The 17722-nt window shown below is 54.0% G+C and carries 15 protein-coding genes; 6 read left to right on the top strand and 9 right to left on the bottom strand.

Features of this window, described 5'->3' with window-relative positions:
* Positions 1 to 144 precede the first annotated feature (144 nt).
* From MWU62_RS15150 to MWU62_RS15140, 3 genes are all read right to left on the bottom strand, one after another.
* Entirely contained in the window at positions 145 to 1509 is a 1365-nt protein-coding gene (locus tag MWU62_RS15150) for an HDOD domain-containing protein (protein ID WP_247115719.1), read from the bottom strand.
* Between the two features lie 142 nt (positions 1510 to 1651).
* Positions 1652 to 3727 carry an ATP-dependent DNA helicase RecG gene (gene recG, locus MWU62_RS15145; protein WP_247115679.1) on the bottom strand — a complete coding sequence of 692 codons (2076 nt, stop codon included), beginning with the start codon at positions 3725 to 3727 and terminating at the stop codon, positions 1652 to 1654.
* An 8-nt stretch (positions 3728 to 3735) separates the two neighbouring features.
* Complete coding sequence (locus MWU62_RS15140) at positions 3736 to 4695, bottom strand: hydrogen peroxide-inducible genes activator (protein ID WP_247115678.1); 960 nt, start codon at positions 4693 to 4695, stop codon at positions 3736 to 3738.
* A 76-nt stretch (positions 4696 to 4771) separates the two neighbouring features.
* Between MWU62_RS15140 and MWU62_RS15135 the strand changes: the two genes are divergently transcribed.
* The gene (locus MWU62_RS15135; RefSeq protein ID WP_247115677.1) at positions 4772 to 5638 is read left to right on the top strand and encodes an NAD-dependent epimerase/dehydratase family protein; all 867 of its coding nucleotides are present in this window, start codon (positions 4772 to 4774) and stop codon (positions 5636 to 5638) included.
* A 69-nt stretch (positions 5639 to 5707) separates the two neighbouring features.
* Here MWU62_RS15135 and MWU62_RS15130 read toward each other — a convergent pair whose 3' ends face one another.
* The 4 genes from MWU62_RS15130 to gmk all read right to left on the bottom strand — a co-directional run bounded on the left by MWU62_RS15130 (position 5708) and on the right by gmk (position 9292).
* Complete coding sequence (locus tag MWU62_RS15130) at positions 5708 to 6094, bottom strand: RidA family protein (protein WP_247115676.1); 387 nt, start codon at positions 6092 to 6094, stop codon at positions 5708 to 5710.
* 89 nt (positions 6095 to 6183) lie between these two features.
* Positions 6184 to 8325, bottom strand: a complete 2142-nt coding sequence (locus MWU62_RS15125) for a RelA/SpoT family protein (protein ID WP_247115675.1) — start codon at positions 8323 to 8325, stop codon at positions 6184 to 6186.
* Positions 8326 to 8346: 21 nt separating this feature from the next.
* Complete coding sequence (rpoZ, locus tag MWU62_RS15120; RefSeq protein WP_200366995.1) at positions 8347 to 8559, bottom strand: DNA-directed RNA polymerase subunit omega; 213 nt, start codon at positions 8557 to 8559, stop codon at positions 8347 to 8349.
* A gap of 100 nt (positions 8560 to 8659) precedes the next feature.
* A complete protein-coding gene (gmk, locus tag MWU62_RS15115; protein WP_247115674.1) occupies positions 8660 to 9292 on the bottom strand; it encodes a guanylate kinase in 633 nt (210 codons plus the stop codon).
* A 179-nt stretch (positions 9293 to 9471) separates the two neighbouring features.
* On the opposite strand from gmk, the gene MWU62_RS15110 reads away from it, so the two are divergent.
* Both MWU62_RS15110 and MWU62_RS15105 read left to right on the top strand, forming a co-directional pair.
* The gene (locus tag MWU62_RS15110) at positions 9472 to 10359 is read left to right on the top strand and encodes a universal stress protein (protein ID WP_247115673.1); all 888 of its coding nucleotides are present in this window, start codon (positions 9472 to 9474) and stop codon (positions 10357 to 10359) included.
* The gene (locus MWU62_RS15105; protein ID WP_247115672.1) at positions 10359 to 11174 is read left to right on the top strand and encodes an RluA family pseudouridine synthase; all 816 of its coding nucleotides are present in this window, start codon (positions 10359 to 10361) and stop codon (positions 11172 to 11174) included. The genes MWU62_RS15110 and MWU62_RS15105 overlap by 1 nt, the downstream gene beginning before the upstream one ends.
* Before the next feature lie 6 nt (positions 11175 to 11180).
* On the opposite strand, the gene MWU62_RS15100 is transcribed toward MWU62_RS15105, so the two are convergent.
* Both MWU62_RS15100 and MWU62_RS15095 read right to left on the bottom strand, forming a co-directional pair.
* Positions 11181 to 11954, bottom strand: a complete 774-nt coding sequence (locus MWU62_RS15100; RefSeq protein ID WP_247115671.1) for an enoyl-CoA hydratase/isomerase family protein — start codon at positions 11952 to 11954, stop codon at positions 11181 to 11183.
* 61 nt (positions 11955 to 12015) lie between these two features.
* Positions 12016 to 12777, bottom strand: a complete 762-nt coding sequence (locus MWU62_RS15095; RefSeq protein WP_247115670.1) for an SDR family NAD(P)-dependent oxidoreductase — start codon at positions 12775 to 12777, stop codon at positions 12016 to 12018.
* A 265-nt stretch (positions 12778 to 13042) separates the two neighbouring features.
* On the opposite strand from MWU62_RS15095, the gene MWU62_RS15090 reads away from it, so the two are divergent.
* The 3 genes from MWU62_RS15090 to MWU62_RS15080 are packed head-to-tail and all read left to right on the top strand — an operon-like array spanning position 13043 to position 17720.
* Positions 13043 to 14551: an NAD(P)/FAD-dependent oxidoreductase gene (locus MWU62_RS15090; protein WP_247115669.1), complete on the top strand. Its 1509-nt coding sequence runs from the start codon at positions 13043 to 13045 to the stop codon at positions 14549 to 14551.
* Positions 14535 to 16151, top strand: coding sequence for a GMC family oxidoreductase N-terminal domain-containing protein (locus MWU62_RS15085; RefSeq protein ID WP_247115668.1), 1617 nt, complete (start codon positions 14535 to 14537; stop codon positions 16149 to 16151). The genes MWU62_RS15090 and MWU62_RS15085 overlap by 17 nt, the downstream gene beginning before the upstream one ends.
* Before the next feature lie 33 nt (positions 16152 to 16184).
* Positions 16185 to 17720 carry an AMP-binding protein gene (locus tag MWU62_RS15080; RefSeq protein ID WP_247115667.1) on the top strand — a complete coding sequence of 512 codons (1536 nt, stop codon included), beginning with the start codon at positions 16185 to 16187 and terminating at the stop codon, positions 17718 to 17720.
* Positions 17721 to 17722: the final 2 nt, after the last annotated feature.

Raw genomic sequence — 17722 nt, 5'->3', positions numbered from 1 at the left:
TTGTCTAACTTTAAAAGTGACAGAGCATTAATTGTTGCACGGGTGGTTGCTCTGCGTTGTTTCTCCTGTTTTCGTTCGGACGACTCTGCCATGAGCAGAAGCCTTGCCGGCCCTCTTGGCCGGCTTTTTTGTTACTGACTCTGCTTACTGATTCATCATGCCTGCCATGGCCATAACATTGTCTTTACTCGCCACCAACTCATCAAACTGTGCCTCTACCAGCTTAGGATCCAATCCCAACTCGTCATAAATTTCTTGTCCAATAGGCTCACATGCACCTAATTGCACACCCCGTGCCGTTAGCAGTTGACGCCCCAACCACAAAAGCCGGGCATAAACGCTGTGTGCACCGCGGTAGCTCGGATTCTTCTGATACCTTAGGGCCAAGGTTACCTCATCTGGCATGCCCCAGTTTTCCATAAGCTGGGCAGCAATTTGTTCGCGGGTAATACCCAAAAGATAATGCTCGGTTACCGAGGAGTCGATATTGGAGTTTACCTCTAGCGAACGGCAAACCAGCTTAAAGTGGGGAGGAAAAACTTGAGCCAACAGAAGATAGCCAAAGTTGTGCAGTAGGCCAGCGAGATAGGCCAAACCAAACACCGGGCGCTCACCGCGAGGCATCATGCTCGCCAGAACACCCGCCGACTGGGCTTGCCAGATGGCTTGTTGCCAATAGTCTACATACCCGTCCGGATGATCCTGCGGCTGTTTGAGCGCTCGGCCCAAAGACAGGCCCATGGCCAAGTTCATCACCATATCAAAGCCAAGCACTCTTGATACTGCATCGTGTACAGAGCGCACTTGCCCCGCGGCGGCATAAAAGGAGGAAGACGCCCAACTTACCACCTGAGCAGCCAAGCTGGGGTCACTTTCCACAATATCCACCAAGTCTCCCATGACCGCGTTCGGGTTTACTCGCAGATGAATAATACGCTGAGCCGTTTCTGGCAGTGGCGGAAGCTCTAACGTGTCCTCTAGGCGCTGCTGAATGCGCAGACTGGTAAATTTTTTGAGCGCAAAGGTCAGTTGGTTTAGATCGTTAGCTGGGTCATCAAGATTTACGGCTATGTTTTCAGAGGCCACGGTAAACGAACGAAGATCGGCGTTTTTCGTCAGTGCACGAAATTCTTCAGCGGGCATAACCATCGCCAAGTTTTGCTCCCCTAGCTCCAAAGCAACACAAGACAAATCATTAACCCGCCGATCCACAACGGTGGGCCAGCCTGTTAAAGACGGTAGCGCCGGTAGTTCCCGAAGCCCTGCGCGCTCTTTAACACGAACTTGTTCGCGGGGCTTCATAAGACGGAAATCCCGCCCCAGTTGTTTGTTCAGCTGTTCAAGGTCAATTAAATCGTCTTTGCAGCAGATGGCTTGAAGGTTTTCCTTGCCGTCGTGAAGCAGCACCATTCGCAATAACTCGTGGCTGTTAGCCTGACGCGTATCTCTAAGCGAAACACCTTTTACAGATTCGCCCAGAGCCTGTTGTACCGTGACAGGTAATTCCATCATATTCTCCCGAGTATCGCCGCTTACAGTCCGGCCATGTCCGCCGTTGGATCTTTAGTATAGGGCATGACTTAGCAATAAATGTTGATATAGAACCAGTTCATACGGATGCACTCCTAGTTGGCGCGAACACAAAACCGGTTTAAACATCTCCGTAACGTGTTTTTTCTCCCAGCCAGCGTCGGATTAGAGCCTGCACTAGCTGAGGGTGCTTCATAAGCCCCGGTGCCATCTCCCGCACCGGTTCAATCCAACCTTTGTCACGCTCAAAGTCTGCCAGCCGAAACTGCATCATGCCAGTCTGGCGAGTGCCTAGCACCTCTCCCGGCCCACGAATTTCCAAATCTTTCTCGGCGATCACAAAGCCATCCTGACTTTCACGCAGGGCTTGTAGCCTTGCTTTACCGTTGGCTGACAAAGGAGGATGGTACATGAGAACGCAGAAGCTGGCCTGCTCACCTCTGCCCACCCTGCCCCGAAGCTGGTGCAGCTGCGCTAGCCCCAAACGCTCCGGATTTTCAATAATGATCAGAGAGGCATTGGGCACATCCACTCCCACCTCAATCACCGTGGTGGCAACCAATAGGTCAAGCTCTCCCTGTTTGAAGCGGTTCATCACTTCGGCCTTTTCTGCCGACTTCAGGCGGCCGTGGACCAGCCCAACCTTTAAACCTGAAAGGCGCTCTGCCAGCTCCTGCGCGGTTACCTCTGCAGCTTGGCACTGAAGGGCTTCCGACTCTTCAATCAGGGTACAGACCCAATAAGCTTGACGACCCTCTGTGCAAGCACCGCGTACACGCTCAATGACATCTTCCCGGCGGCCATCAGGAATAACGATGGTTTCAACCGGTTTGCGGCCGGGGGGTAATTCATCAATCACCGAGGTATCTAGATCAGCATAGGCGCTCATGGCTAAGGTACGGGGAATTGGGGTAGCTGTCATGATCAACTGGTGCGGCGCCAGCGTTCCACCAACGCCTTTTTCCCGCAAAGCCAAGCGTTGGTGCACGCCAAAGCGGTGCTGCTCATCCACAATCACCAACGCTAAACGATGAAACAGTACATCTTCCTGAAACAGTGCATGGGTGCCTATAACAACGCTGGCGTCCCCCGAGTGAACTGCCTCTAGCGTCTCTTTTCGGGCCTTGCCTTTGATTTTGCCGGTCAGCCACGCCAACTGAATGCCCAGAGGCTCCAACCAACCACAAAAATTCTGATAATGCTGCTCAGCCAATATTTCTGTGGGCGCCATAAGCGCAACCTGAGCGCCCGCACCAATGGTCTGTATGGCCGCCAATGCAGCCACCACGGTTTTACCCGATCCAACATCTCCCTGCACTAGACGCAGCATGGGCAGTGGTTGGCTGAGGTCTTGCCGAATCTCACGCAAAACCTGACGCTGAGCGCCCGTAAGCGCAAAAGGCAACACATCCAAAAACCGCTCAGGCAAATCGCCGGTAGGAAGCAAGGGCAATGCCTGCCTGGCCTGAATCTGTTCTCGAACCTGCAACATGCTTAATTGATGGGCCAGCAACTCTTCCATCACCAGACGCTGCTGTGCCGGGTGGCGCCCTTCCATCAGTAGATGAACCGGCGCGCTGGCAGGGGGGGAGTGCACTAATTGGACGGCTGCGGTAATTCCCGGTAGCTGATAGCCTGCCAGCAACTCAGTTGGCAGCCATTCGCGTATGGGATGCCGCTGAAGGTATCCCAAAGCCTGCTGACACAAGCCTCTGACTCTGGGCTGCTGTATGCCTTCGGTCAGTGGATAAACCGGCGTAAGCGTTGCTTGCTCCCCTGAGGGCATAGCGGGTGGGTTGGTTTGGTACTCCGGGTGGTAAAACTCATATCCGGCGCGTCCCGGCCGCACTTCGCCGAAGCAGCGAACCCGGGCGCCTTCTGACAGCTGGTTTTTCTGGGCGGCGTTGAAGTGGAAAAACCGCAGCACCAGAAAGCCACTGCTATCTTTCAGGGTAACCTGCAGGCTGCGGCGACGCCCCATTACCAAATCCGACTTCATCACCTCGCCCTCTACAACCGCCACATCGCCAACTCTCAAGCTGCCCATGGGTATGATTCTTGTGCGGTCTTCGTAGCGATGGGGGAGGTGGAACAACAAGTCTTGCAGCGAAGAGATACCCAACCGGGCAAGTTTTTCAGCAAGGGCGTTTCCTACGCCCTTGAGTTCGGTGACGGGGATATCATCCAGTGATGCCATGGTTCCAATCAGTCCGTTGCGGCTGCAACCGGAGTGTCTTCTTGCGCCTTTTCAATTACTCGACACTGGCCTGCCGCAAGCGAGAGCACATCAATAGCTTTCGGCCGCGGAAAGGTTACTCGCCAAGCCAGCGCGACAGTGCGGGATGGCACAGGCGGAGCAAAAGGCCGGGTTACGAGTACATCCTTTTGGTATTGCATGCCGGTGGCTGCAGACAATGGCAGCACGGTAATCCCCAAACCGGAGGCGACCATGTGGCGTATGGTCTCCAGTGAGCTGCCCTCAGTTACCAAAGATGGCGCACCATCATCAGCTCGCCGGGTAACCGCCTCTACTAGAGGCGGACATGACTCAAGTATCTGGTCCCGAAAGCAGTGCCCTGGCCCGAGTAGTAGCAACTGTTCGCGAGCAAGTTCTGCGCCGGTGATCTGTTTTTTATCTGCCAGCGGGTGATCTGCTGGTAGCAGTACAACAAAGGGCTCATCGTATAAAGGCAAGGTCAGCACTTCTGCCTCTTCAAATGGCAGCGCAATGATAATGGCGTCAAGCTCGGATTGGCGCAGTTTCTGTCGCAGGTTGGCGGTGTAGTTCTCTTCTATGTATAGCGGCATTTCCGGCGCTGCCCGGCGCAACTCTGGTAACAAGTGCGGAAATAGATAAGGCCCAATTGTGTAAATAGCACCTACCTTGAGCGGCGAGCTCAACTGGTTTTTACCATCCTGAGCCATATCGCGGATTACACCTACCTGATCCAAAACCCGCTGAGCTTGCGCAACAATGCGCTGGCCGGTTTCGGTCACACGAATGCTGCTTTTGCTGCGCTCGAACAAGGGCACGCCCAGTTCGTCTTCCAGCTTTTTGACCGCAACGCTGAGTGTCGGCTGGCTGACGTGGCAACGCTCGGCAGCGCGGCCAAAATGCCTTTCACGGGCAAGCGTAACGACGTATCGTAACTCGGTAAGAGTCATGGTGATCTCCGGTCAAAAGGATACTAGGCGAAGTTTCACTTATTTATGAGTTAGAGGATAAGGATTGATATTGTCTATGGCAATCGCTGATCGCAATAGTAAGCCAGGAATTCTCATAGCCGGTTGTGGCAAACTCGGGGGCACCATAGCCAGCATGCTAAAGGAGTCAGCACAGGTTTACGGATTACGTCGCAATCCTGCCAAAGTGCCTGAAGGCGTTGAGGGTATAGGTGCAGATTTAACTCGCCCGGAAACTCTAGTTGGCAAGCTACCAGATAATCTGGATACGATTATCTACTGCCTAACGCCTTCCAGCTATGACGAAAAAGGTTACCGCGATGCCTATGTGCACGGGCTCTCGAACCTATTAGAAGCGTTAGGTAACAACCCGTTAAAACGGTTGTTTTTTATTAGCAGCACCAGCGTTTATGCTCAGGATGATGAGAGTTTGGTCGATGAAACAAGTACTGCCTCCCCTACCCGCGTAACGGGCCAGCAAATTCTTGCCGGTGAACGAACAGCAATGGATAGCGGCCACCCCGCCACCATTGTTCGCTTCAGCGGCATATACGGACCATCACGTCGACGCTTTCTGGAGGAGGTCATTGAAGGCCGCATGAACCCGGTGAGGCCTGCTCCGTTCAGCAACCGCATTCATGAAGAAGATGCCGCAGCGGCAGTCGTTCATCTCAATGCATTGGCACTCGCAGGCAAACCTCTGGATAGCTGCTATGTGGCCAGTGATTGTGAGCCCGTTCGCCTTGATGAAGTGGTCGATTGGGTGCGCGAGCAGGTGCCCTGCGCCGACCCTGTAGCTGAAGCCAGAAAGGGCGGTCGCGCTGGTAGCAAGCGTTGCAACAACAGGCGATTGCTACAAACTGGGTTTACATTCCGCTACCCGGACTTTCGCGCGGGATACCGTGAAATGATTGAGAAAGGTTAGTCTTAGAACGAACAAAGGCGGCCTCGGCCGCCTTTGTTCTAATCATCTTACCAATAGGTAGGCGCTGAATTAACTCAGAACCATCACAGCCTCTACTTCTACCGGAACGCCTTTCGGTAACGCAGAAACCTGTACAGCTGCCCGGGCGGGGTATGGCTCCGGAAAATACGTCGCCATGATTTCGTTAACCGTGGCGAAATTTGCCAGATCGGTCACGTAGATGTTCACTTTAACGATATCTTTCAATGCACCGCCAGCGGCTTCACAAACCGCTTTGAGATTATCAAATACCTGCCGAGTTTTTGCTGAAAAATCCCCCGCCACAACTTCCATGGTTTCGGGGTCCAGCGGAATTTGACCAGAAATATAGACCGTGTCGCCTGCCTTTACAGCCTGAGAGTAAGGCCCAATTGCCTGCGGTGCGCTTTCAGTCTGGATGATCGATTTGTTGGTCATGCTGTTTGCTTTCCTTTCGTCTAAAACACTAATCGTCGCTGTTCCGTACACGAGCTGTCAACCAGATAGACGAGCAAGCTCTTTCAGGATCAGTATTTCACTCGGTTGATCGACGTAACCGCTTTGATGTTGCGTACCCGGCGCATTACCCGGGCCAAATGTTTGCGGCCATGCACCTTAACAACAAGGCTAACAACGCTGAAGCGCGCGTTCTGCTCGTCGACATTTATCCGCTCTATATTACCGTCTGCCATTGCCACCGCATTGGCCACCTCCGCAATTACCCCACGCTGGCGCTCCAACTCAACTCGCAGCTCAACAGAGAACTCGTCGGTAATGTCTTTAGCCCAGGTGAGGTGGGTCAGGCGTGACCTGCCCTCATCGTCTTCCGGTAAACGGGAGCATGTGTCGGAGTGGATAACCATGCCACTGCCGGAATCCATCACCCCAACCACGGGGTCTCCAGGTATCGGCTTGCAGCAGGCAGCAAAGTGAACCAGCATGCCCTCGGTTCCCTGTATGGTGACCGGCGTATCACTGCCACCCTGAATATCCTTAATCGCCTCATCTCGCTCTTCGCTTTCGGCACCACTCACCAACTGACGCGCTACCAAATACGCCATGCGATTACCTAAGCCAATATCACTGATCAGCTCATCGAAGCTGTTTACCTGATTGTGGTTCACAACGACCTGCTTCTGAGCATCATCAATGTCAGCTAGGCGCGCACCAAAACCATTGAGGGACTTTTTCAGCAACGCACGGCCCAATTCCATCGACTCCGCCAGCTTCTGGCTGTTCAGGGTATGGCGAATACTGCTGCGCGCTTTGCCTGTTACCACGAAACTGAGCCAAGCAGGGTTCGGGCGGGCACCCGGGGCAGTAATGATCTCTACTGTTTGGCCACTCTGAAGTGGCTTACTCAGAGACCCGAGATTGCGATTGATGCGACAGGCAACCGTAGCGTTACCTATGTCCGTGTGAATGGCATAAGCAAAGTCCACCGGTGTTGCGCCCCGGGGCAGCTCCATGATCTTACCCCTTGGGGTGAACACATAAATTTCGTCCGGGAAGAGATCCACTTTAACGTGTTCAATAAACTCGAGCGAGTCGTCCGCGCGCTCGCGCATTTCCATCAGACCCTTAACCCAGCGGTCCACTCGCGTCTGGTTGACACTTGTAGCGCTGGTCGGCTCGTTTTTATACATCCAATGGGCCGCAATGCCATCGTTGGCAATGTGTTCCATTTCCTCGGTACGAATCTGGATTTCGATATTTACATGCATACCGAAAAGAGTGGTGTGCAACGACTGGTAACCATTGGCCTTGGGCATAGCAATATAGTCTTTGAACCTGCCCGGCATTGGCTTATAAAGACTGTGAACAGCGCCCAAAATTCTGTAACAGTCGTCTTCAGTATCGGTAATGATGCGGAAGGCGTACACATCCATGATTTCATAGAACGACTTCTGCTTGAGCTTCATTTTATTGTAGATGCTGTTCAGGTGCTTTTCGCGCCCAAGTATCCTGCCCGGCAAGCCTCGCTCTTCCAGTTTTTCCTGCAACCTGCCGCGTATTTCCTCAATGATTTCACGATGGCTGCCACGCGCCTTGTCCACGGCCTTAGAGATATAGCGGGAACGCATCGGGTGCAGCGCTGCAAAGCCAAGATCTTCAAGCTCTGTGGAAATTGCATGCATGCCGAGGCGATTGGCAATGGGAGCGTATATATCGAGGGTTTCTGTGGCAATGCGCTGGCGCTTTTCGTAGGGCATGGGCCCCAGAGTGCGCATATTGTGCAAACGGTCAGCAAGCTTAACCAGAATAACCCGGATATCCCGGGCCATGGCCAGAGTCATTTTCTGGAAGTTTTCTGCCTGAGCTTCGGCACGGGAGCGGAACTCTATTTGGGTCAGTTTGCTGACACCATCCACCAGTTCCGCCACATCCTCGCCAAACTGTTCAGCAAGGGCGTCTTTGGGGATACCCGTATCTTCTATAACATCGTGAAGCATTGCAGCCATCAAGCTCTGATGATCGAGCTTGAGGCCTGCAAGAATGTGAGCAACTGCGAGAGGGTGGGTTATGTAGCGGTCGCCGCTTTTTCGCATCTGGCCCTCATGGGCCTGCTCGGCATAATAGTATGCTCGTCGCACCTGATTAATGCGACTGGTATCAAGATAGGTACTGAGCTCGACCGCTAGCCCTTCTACCGTAGCCTCATGCGACACCGCAATCTATCCGCAACCGCCTTAATCTTCTTCGATTTCGGTTAGCAGATCGCGGCTAACCAAGCCAGCGGCGATTTCGCGCAGGGCGATAACCGTAGGCTTATCGTTTTCTTCTGCAACCATGGGCTCGGCGCCTTTGGTGGCAATCTGGCGGGAACGCTTGGTAGCCAGCATGACCAACTGGAAGCGGTTATCCACATGTTCGAGACAATCTTCAACGGTAACTCGTGCCATAACATCCCCGACAATAATAAAATGACTGATTTAGCAGACCGCGTAGTTTACTGCTCGCGGCACAAATTGTATACAGCAAAAGCCCCTATCGAGCCTCACTCTAACTTGCTTCAATGAGCCCCGAGAGTAATCGACTGTGTCGCGCCTGCTGATTGGTTATACGTAAACGCTGGCTACGCACAATAGCCAAGAGGTCGGTTAGTGCTTCCTGAAAGCCGTCATTCACTACCAAGTAGTCAAACTCCCCGACATGCTCGCATTCTTTTCTGGCTTCGGATAAACGTCGCTCCATTACTTCCGATGCGTCCGTACCTCGACCTATCAGGCGATCCCGCAAGGTTTCGTATGAAGGCGGTACGATAAATATGCTTACGCATTCTGGAATAAGCCGGCGCACCTGAGCAGCGCCCTGCCAGTCGATTTCGAGAATAACGTCTCGCCCACTGGCCAGCATCTCCCGAACCCACACCTGCGACGTGCCATAGTAGTTACCGAAAACCTCTGCATGTTCCAGAAAGTCGCCACGACCTATCATCGCCTCAAATTCATCACGGCTTACAAAATGGTAGTTAATGCCGTCTTTCTCACCTTCGCGCATGGGGCGCGTGGTGTGGGATACAGATACTCCCAGCTTTTGATCCGCATGCAACATTTCTGCTACAAGACTGGTCTTGCCAGCACCCGATGGCGCAGAAATAACAAACAGCGTACCCGTTTCACCGGACTGGCTCATGATTTGACAACTCCTGAACTGGACTTGGTCACCATTACTGGAGACCTGAAAAACGATTAATTATACGACCTTTGACCAAACACCGCATCCCGGATACCGCCACAGCTGGTAACATCAGAGTGTGTAGCAGCTAAAAACGAAGCACAAAACTTAAGCTCAGCAAACGACGGAAAGGCAACATGGATAAACTTCTGATTGTCATGGACCCAGCCCACAAGCACCAGAAAGCTCTGGCCCGGGGAATCGAACTGGCACGCGCAACAGGCGCCCATCTGGAAATCGTGGCCTTTACCCATGAGCACCTCGGCGCTCTACCCTCAGATCCTACCGTGCAGCAACGCGCTAGAGATGCCCTAATTGAACTTCGCCAACGCTGGCTGGATCAAATGCTGGCGCTATCAGATTGCGGCGATCTGAAGGTCTCCACACATACAGTGTGGGAAAAGCACATACACCAATGGATAATCGAGCACTGCCACCCCAATCGTTTCACAGCTGTCATCAAAACCGGTAGCCGCTCTGAAACCTGGCGGTATACGCCAACCGATTGGCACCTAATCCGTGAGTGCCCGGTACCTGTCATGCTGGTTGCAGAGCAGAAGTGGAACCACGCTCACCCGATTCTGGCCGCGGTGGACCTAAGCTCTACCAAACCCGTTAAAAAAGCCCTCAATACAAAGATCATTGAGCAAGCCAGCGCTCTGGCAAAAGCCTTTGGCAGCGAAGTGCATTTGGTTCATGCGCTGCATATTTCTGAGGTGCTGGCAGACCTTGAAATCATCAATGTAGCCGAGCATGAACAAAAACGCAGAGCCGCTCTGGAACCAGCCATCACGCATCTGTGTAACACATGGCACTTGAGCCCGGAGCAGGTCCACATGGCCGTTGGCCCCGCCCACAAGGTTATCCCCAGCGTGGCAAGCAAATTGAAAGCCGACATGGTGGTCATTGGTACAAGCGGCAAAACTGGCCTGAAGGCTCGCGTGATAGGCAACACTGCAGAGAAGGTGCTCACCCACCTTAGAACCGACCTGCTTGCAATCAAACCCGGAGATGCCGCCCTGTAATGCGCAGAAAATTCAACGTTACAACGGAGCAGCCGGAAACTGCCAGCGAAGCCCTGAGCCAGGCGTCGGGTCTACCGCGCCAGCGCATTAAAGACGCTATGAATAAAGGGGCTTGCTGGTGGACAATCAAAGGCAAAACAGTGCGGCTCCGCCGGGCGACTAAGGAGCTCAAGGCCGGTACACGGCTGCAACTCTATTATGATGAAAAGGTTCTGAGCCGCAAACCAGAAGCCGCAACTCTAATAGAAGACAAAAGCCGTTACAGTGTTTGGTTCAAACCCCATGGATTACTGGCTCAGGGCTCGCAGTGGGGGGACCATTGCAGCCTACTACGCCATGCAGAGCTTGAATTAAAGCGACCCTGCTTTCTTATCCACCGGTTGGATGGGGATGCTGCCGGGCTAATGCTGGTTGCCCACGACTCGAAAGCCGCTGGCGCGCTCTCCCAGTGCTTCTCGGGGCGCACTATGACCAAACGCTATCTGGCCAGAGTAACCGGTATTGTGAATGCTCAAAACCAGCTAATCGACACGCCGGTTGATGGCAAAGCAGCCATCAGTCGCGCAACCACGTTAAGCACCGATGAAGCCGCTGAAACCAGCCTTCTGCAAGTGATTATCGAGACAGGCCGAAAACACCAAATTCGCAAACACTTGCAGGGCATTGGTCACCCAATCATTGGCGACCGGCTGTACGGCAAACCTGCCCGAGTACCACTGCAATTACTCGCTGCAGGCCTTGAGTTTGACTGCCCTCTTAGCCGCAAGCAGGTAAAGCTGGAATTGCCAGAAGAGCTTGCCAACCTGACCGAGTGAGCCCACTCAGTTACCTTCAAACTCCGGGGCGCGGCGCGCAACGAACGCCTGAACGCCCCGCATAAAGTCCTTTGATTTGGTCGTAACATTTTGCTCCTCGGCCTCAACCGCTACCGCGGAACGCCAGTCACAACTGGCCACTTCTCGCAGCAATCGCTTGGTTCCGGCGACAGCAAGGGGCGCAGCACTGGCCAGAGAACTGGCCCAATCAAATACTTCTTGCTCAAGCTGCTCGGCTGGCACGGCCTTATTGGCAAGGCCATGAGCCAGACAAGTAGCCGCATCAAGACGCTTTCCTTCGATGATTGCCGACAGGGCACGGTGGCGCCCCATAGCATTTAGCAGATGCCACGTCAGACCGCCATCAGGCACAAGCGCGATGGCAGCAAACGCCAGATAGACACTGGCATCTTCAGCCATCATTACCAAATCGCACGTTAGCGCCAGTGCCGCACCAATGCCCGCAGCCTGACCATGAACACGGGCGATATAAAGCTTGTTGCCGTGGTGAATGGTTTTTAGCAGCGGCTCGTATTCGTCGAGCAACAGATCCGAGATTTGCTTGTAGTCAAAATCCTGCAAGTCTTGCCCTGCAGAAAAGCCCTTACCGGCGGCACCAATAATGCAAACCCGAATGGTCGGATCAGCTTCAACCTCTGCAAGAGTTTCGGTCAAAGCCTTGCGCATCTGCGCATTCAGTGCGTTGTAGTGCTCCGGTCGGTTTAGTGTAATCGTCGCAACCTGACCATCGCGGGACAAAAGAACTGGCGTGTCACTCATTTCATTATTCCTTCTCGGATTATTCGATTCATGGTTGCTCGCACATTGCCCACTGAACGGCTCACGGCAGGCGCACGCCCGCATCAAGGCGGATGGCTTCAGCATTCAGGTAGGGGTGTGAAATCAGGAAAGCCGCAAGGCTGCCAAACTCTTTTGGCTTACCAAGGCGCTGTGGATGCAAGGGCGCGCGCCCCAAAGCCTCTCTTGCCGCAGGCGGCAAGGATTCCAGCATCGGCGTTAAAAACAGCCCTGGCGCTATGGTATTAACGCGAATACCGCTGCCCGCGAGGTCGCGCGCCATTGGCAACGTCATCGCAACCACTCCGCCTTTTGATGCGGCATAGGCTGCCTGGCCCTTTTGCCCGTCAAACGCTGCGACGGAAGCGGTCATAAGAATCACGCCACGCTCCCCGTTGTCATCCGGCTCATTCTTCGCCATTCGCTCACTTGCCAACCGGCTAAGGTTAAAGGTACCGGCAACGTTTACGTCTTGAACCTTGCGGAAAGAAGCCAGTGGGTGCGGACCTTCACGGCCGAGTGTCTTTTCCGCGATAGCAATGCCAGCGCAATTCACCGCCGCCGTCACCTTTCCGAACCTCTGCTCGCACAAGTCCAGCGCTTCTGAGACGTCGCTATCATTGGTTATATCGCAGCGAGCAAAAGCCACGGAATCCGGGTACTCCGCCAGTAAGGCCGCTGCCCGTTCCGAATCGAGATCCAGAATCACAACTTTCGCGCCAGCCTCAGCCAGAACCTGCACACAAGCGCCACCCAATCCTGACGCTCCGCCGCTCACAACGGCAACTGTTTGCTGTAAATCCATGCTGTTCTCCTTTATACAAGTATTCGGCCGCCAAGCTTTCTGTGAAGAGCCATTCGGACCAACCTTACGCCGAAATTGAACAATACTGTTTAAAATAAGTCAACCGGGTTCAAAAAGTTTGTTTCCGATCGGTTTTTATGATTAGCTGTTAATCGCCTGTGAATATTTTTGATCACAGGTGTTCACCAAGAGCCGTTCAAGCAAAATGTTCGAGATGGCAGCGAAGTGCATAGGGCCGGATACCGGCCAGCTAGAGGGAGATATTATGAACAATAAGAGGCAGCCTTCAGTGCTGGTAATCGGGGCAGGCGCCACTGGGATTCTTGCAGGTATCAAACTGCCAGAAGCAGGTATCAGCGACGTTATCATTATTGAAAAAGCAGACCGGGTTGGCGGCACTTGGCGTGAGAATACATACCCCGGCGTAGCCTGCGATATTCCGTCACCTCATTACTGCTACTCGTTCGAGCCTTGGCCCTGGTCAAGCCAGTGCGCTCAAGGCGGAGAGATTCAGGAGTATCTGGAACACGTTGCGGAAAAATACAACGTACTCCCGATGATTCGCTTTGGAACGACGGTCGTTTCCACCGTTTACGATGAGGCCACAGCAACCTGGACAGTGAAGACCGACAAAGGTGATGCTTTCACTGCGGATTTTGTGATTGCAGCGACTGGCATTCTGCACAAACCCAAGCGCCCGGGTATTCCCGGATTGAACAGCTTCAGCGGCGAGATGTGGCACACCGCCGAGTGGCGGCACGATGTGGATCTGAACGGCAAGCGTGTCGGCGTGATTGGAACAGGTTCCACCTCCCACCAAGTGGTACCCGAGCTAGTCAAGGCCGGGCACGAAACCTTTGTATTCCAGAGAACGCCCCAGTGGGTGTTCCCATTTCCAAACCTGAGCTTCCCGGAATGGATGCGCAACCGCTGGAAGGAAAAGCCTGAGCGGATGAAGCCTTGGAAGTCACTGTACAAGACATTTATCGAGCAGTTTTTCGTAAAAGCAACGACAGGGGAGCCGGTACAGCGAACGCTTCTGAACCTGTCTAGCAAAGCCTACCTTCGCTTAGGTGTTCGTAAGCGCGATCTACGCGAGAAACTTACGCCGGATTACGGTGTTGGCTGTAAGCGTATGGTGGTCAACTTCACGTTCTACCCTGCAATACAGAAAGAAAATGCCCACCTGATTACAGACGGCATCCAGGGCATTGAGGCTGATGGCGTGCGTCTGGTTACCGGAGAGCTGGTTCCTCTCGACGTTATTGTGCTGGCAACCGGCTTCGACAACTTCGCTTACATGCGCCCCGGCAGCTTGGTAGGACGCTCTGGCCATACCATTGATGATGCATGGAAAGACGGCACCTACCCCAGTTACCACGCTGTGCTCATGGAAAACTTCCCCAACTACTTCCTTATGCTCGGCCCAGGTACCCCCATCGGCAACAACTCGGTTATCGGCATGGCAGAAGAGCAGCTGGACTACGTGTTGCGGCTTATGGATATCTGGCGTAACGGCGAGGCAGACGAGATCGAGCCCACACCGGAAGCTGTATCAGCATTCGTCGAGTACATAAAAGCTGGGCTTGGTGAGTCTGTCTGGACGAGTGGCTGCCAGAGCTGGTATCTGGATGCGGCCGGTGTTCCCGTTGTATTCCCCTATACATGGGCAGAATTTGTCGCTTCCATGGCCAAGATCGACCGGAGCGACCTCACAATGGCACGCGTCGAGCCCTGCCAGCAGGAGGAGGTTCGCGATGCCGTCTCAGTTTGACTATGTCATTGTTGGTGGTGGCTCAGCCGGAGCCGTACTCGCAGCGCGCCTGAGCGAAAACCCCGATAACCGGGTCTGCCTGCTGGAAGCAGGCGGCGAAGGTAGAGATCTGCTCGTACGCATGCCAGCCCTCACTGTAGCGATGATGCCCGGCAAGCCTATGAAGCTGAACAATTGGGCATTTTCGACGGTACCCCAGAGGGGGCTCAATGGGCGTCGTGGTTACCAGCCACGGGGGCGCACACTGGGAGGCTCTTCGGCAATCAACGCCATGGTATACACCCGTGGCAATTCTCGCGATTACAACCGGTGGGTCGAGCTCGGCGCCGAAGGCTGGAGCTGGGAAGAGGTTTTGCCCTACTTCCGTAAATCGGAAAGTAACGAACGTGGCGGCAGCGACCTGCATGGCGCCTCAGGCCCATTGCATGTAGCTGACCCATCAAGCCCACGCTCAATCACAAAAGATTGGATTGCAGCCGGTCAAGCGTGCCAATTACCCCTTACAACAGACTTTAATGGTGAGCAGCAGGCAGGTATCGGGTATTACCAGATTACGCAATTTCACGACAGCCGCAGAGGGCAGCGCTGCTCAACTGCAGCGGCCTACCTGCACCCTGTTATGGACAACCGCTCCAACCTGCATGTAATTACCGGAGCCCATGCCACGCGAGTGTTGTTCTCGGACAAACGGGCCACTGGCGTTGAATACCTACGCGGCGGCAAAACCCTGACCGTCGAAGCTGCGAAAGAAGTGATTCTGTCTGCCGGTGCCTTCCAATCACCTCAGTTGTTAATGCTTTCGGGAATTGGTCCGGCAACGCATTTGAAACAACATGGTATTCCAGTAATTCATGACCTGCCCGCTGTAGGCCAAAACCTGCAGGACCACCCGGATGTCGTGCTGTCCTACGGGGTCAATACAACCGATGTGTTCGGCGTGGGCGTTTCAGGCTCATTCCGCTTAATGGGCGGGTTGCGGGAGTGGTTTTCTTCCGGCAAAGGCTTGCTTTCAACCAACTTCACAGAGGCTGGAGCATTTTTCTCAGTGGGTGACGAAAGCGATGACTGGCCTAACGTGCAACTTCACTTTGTTATAGCCCGGGTTGAGGACCACGGTCGTAAGATCAAGCCTGGCTATGGCATCTCTTGCCACGCTTGTATCCTCCGGCCAGAAAGCCGAGGTCAGGTTACCCTTGCATCAGCGGACCCAATGGCTGCACCCGCGATAGACCCTGATTTTCTGGGCGACGATCGGGACGCAGAACTGCTCCTGAAGGCGGTACGGAAAACACTGGAGATCATGGAATCGGAACCCATTGCGAGCCGAATTAACAAAACGTTTACCGCGCGTTCTACAGACAGCGATGAAGCTTTGATGAACATGATCCGCAACCACTGTGACACGGTGTACCACCCTATCGGAACCTGTCGGATGGGAAGCGATCAGGATTCAGTAGTAGACACTTCGCTCCGGGTACGAGGCGTAGAGGGCCTTCGCGTAATTGACGCATCAGTGATGCCAACGTTGATAAGTGCCAATACAAACGCCCCGACAATAATGATTGCAGAGAAGGCAGCGGCGGAATTCTTCCGCGACTGACATCGCCTTCCCCACAGGTTAGAGAATACAAAAATGACCTTCCAAACATTAGACCAGCTTTACATATACGCAGAACAAAATAACAGCGGGCAGGCAGTTTTCAGCGACCTGTCCGGGCGCGCGCTTTCGGGGCCGAACTTCGTGCACGGCCTCAGACAATTAGCCGGCGGCCTATCCAAACTCGGTTTACAACCCGGAAAAGGCGTGGCGGTGCTGGGTTTGAACAGCATAGAAACGCTTCAGATAATTCTTGCGGCACCTCTGGCCAACCTTGTTCCGGTTCCCCTGAACTTGCGCTGGACTGCGGCAGAAATCGCCTTTGCGCTGGATGATGCTGAAGTCGCAATAGTCGCACTGGATGACCCGTTTTTGCCGCTAGCCGAGCAACTGGCCAAAGCCAGACCAGAGCCGATGTTCGTGCATATCGGTCAGGGCGAAACGCCGTCGGAAATGCAGCATGTAAATGACCTGCGAGCAGAGCCTGTCGAGCTGGACCATGCCCGCGATCCCGAGGCTCCGGCGATCATTTTGTATACCGGTGGGACCACCGGTCGATCCAAAGGAGTAGTACATTCCCACGCAAGCCTAGTCGCTGGCGCACTCGTCATGGCGGTCGCAGGTTTCCCGAGCACCGGCAAAACCTACAGTTCGTGCTTCCCGTTCTTCCATGTTGCAGGCATTCAACCCACCCTTACCCGGTTGATTCAGAACTCAACACAGGTGCTGATGCCCATGTTCAGGCCCGATCTAGTGGCCATGGCCGTGCGCGACCATGGTGTAACGGAGCTGGGTCTGGCGCCCACTATGATGCAGATGCTGATCACAGATCCGGATTTTAGCGGCGATAACTTTGCTAATCTGGAGCGCCTGATGTACGGCTCCTCACCTATCTCTGCCGGGCTGCTTGCTGATTTGAAAAAAGCGTTCCCCGGGGTTACCTACACTCAGGCCTATGGCATGACAGAGGCGGGAATAACCATATTTTTGGGGCCTCAGTTCCATAGTGGCGAACTTGAGCGCATCGATGGCGCTGGCCAACCGGGTGCACCAGGGGTGCTGATCCGTATTGAGGACGATGAAGGCACAGAGATGCCTCAAGGCCATATTGGTGAAATCGTGGTGTATGGCCCAACGGTGATGTCCGGATACCGCAAACGGCCCTCTGAGACGCAGGCCGCTCTGCGCAATGGAGGCTACCGAACGGGCGATTTGGGCATGCTTGATGATATGGGTGTGCTCTATGTTCGCGATCGATTAAAAGACATGATTATTAGCGGTGGCGAAAACGTCTATTCGTCAGAAGTGGAAAGCGCCATATCCACGCTTCCCGGTGTTGCCATGGTGGCAGTCGTTGGCTTACCTGATGAAAAATGGGGCGAAAGAGTCCATGCGGTCATTGTTCCGCGCGAAGGGCAGTCGCCCACACTGGAAGAGATCAATGGCTACCTGAAAGATCGAACTGCTGGCTACAAGCAACCCCGAAGCCTTTCGTTGGTCAAGGAGTTGCCACTGTCACCCATGAACAAGGTGCTAAAACACGAGCTCCGCGCGCAACTTACCGGAAACTGAAC

Origin of the sequence: Marinobacter sp. S6332 (genome assembly GCF_023016045.1) — a bacterium.
GTDB lineage: Bacteria > Pseudomonadota > Gammaproteobacteria > Pseudomonadales > Oleiphilaceae > Marinobacter.
The sequence above is the reverse complement of the archived record's forward strand: the minus strand, read 5'-3'. Positions and strand labels throughout refer to the sequence as shown.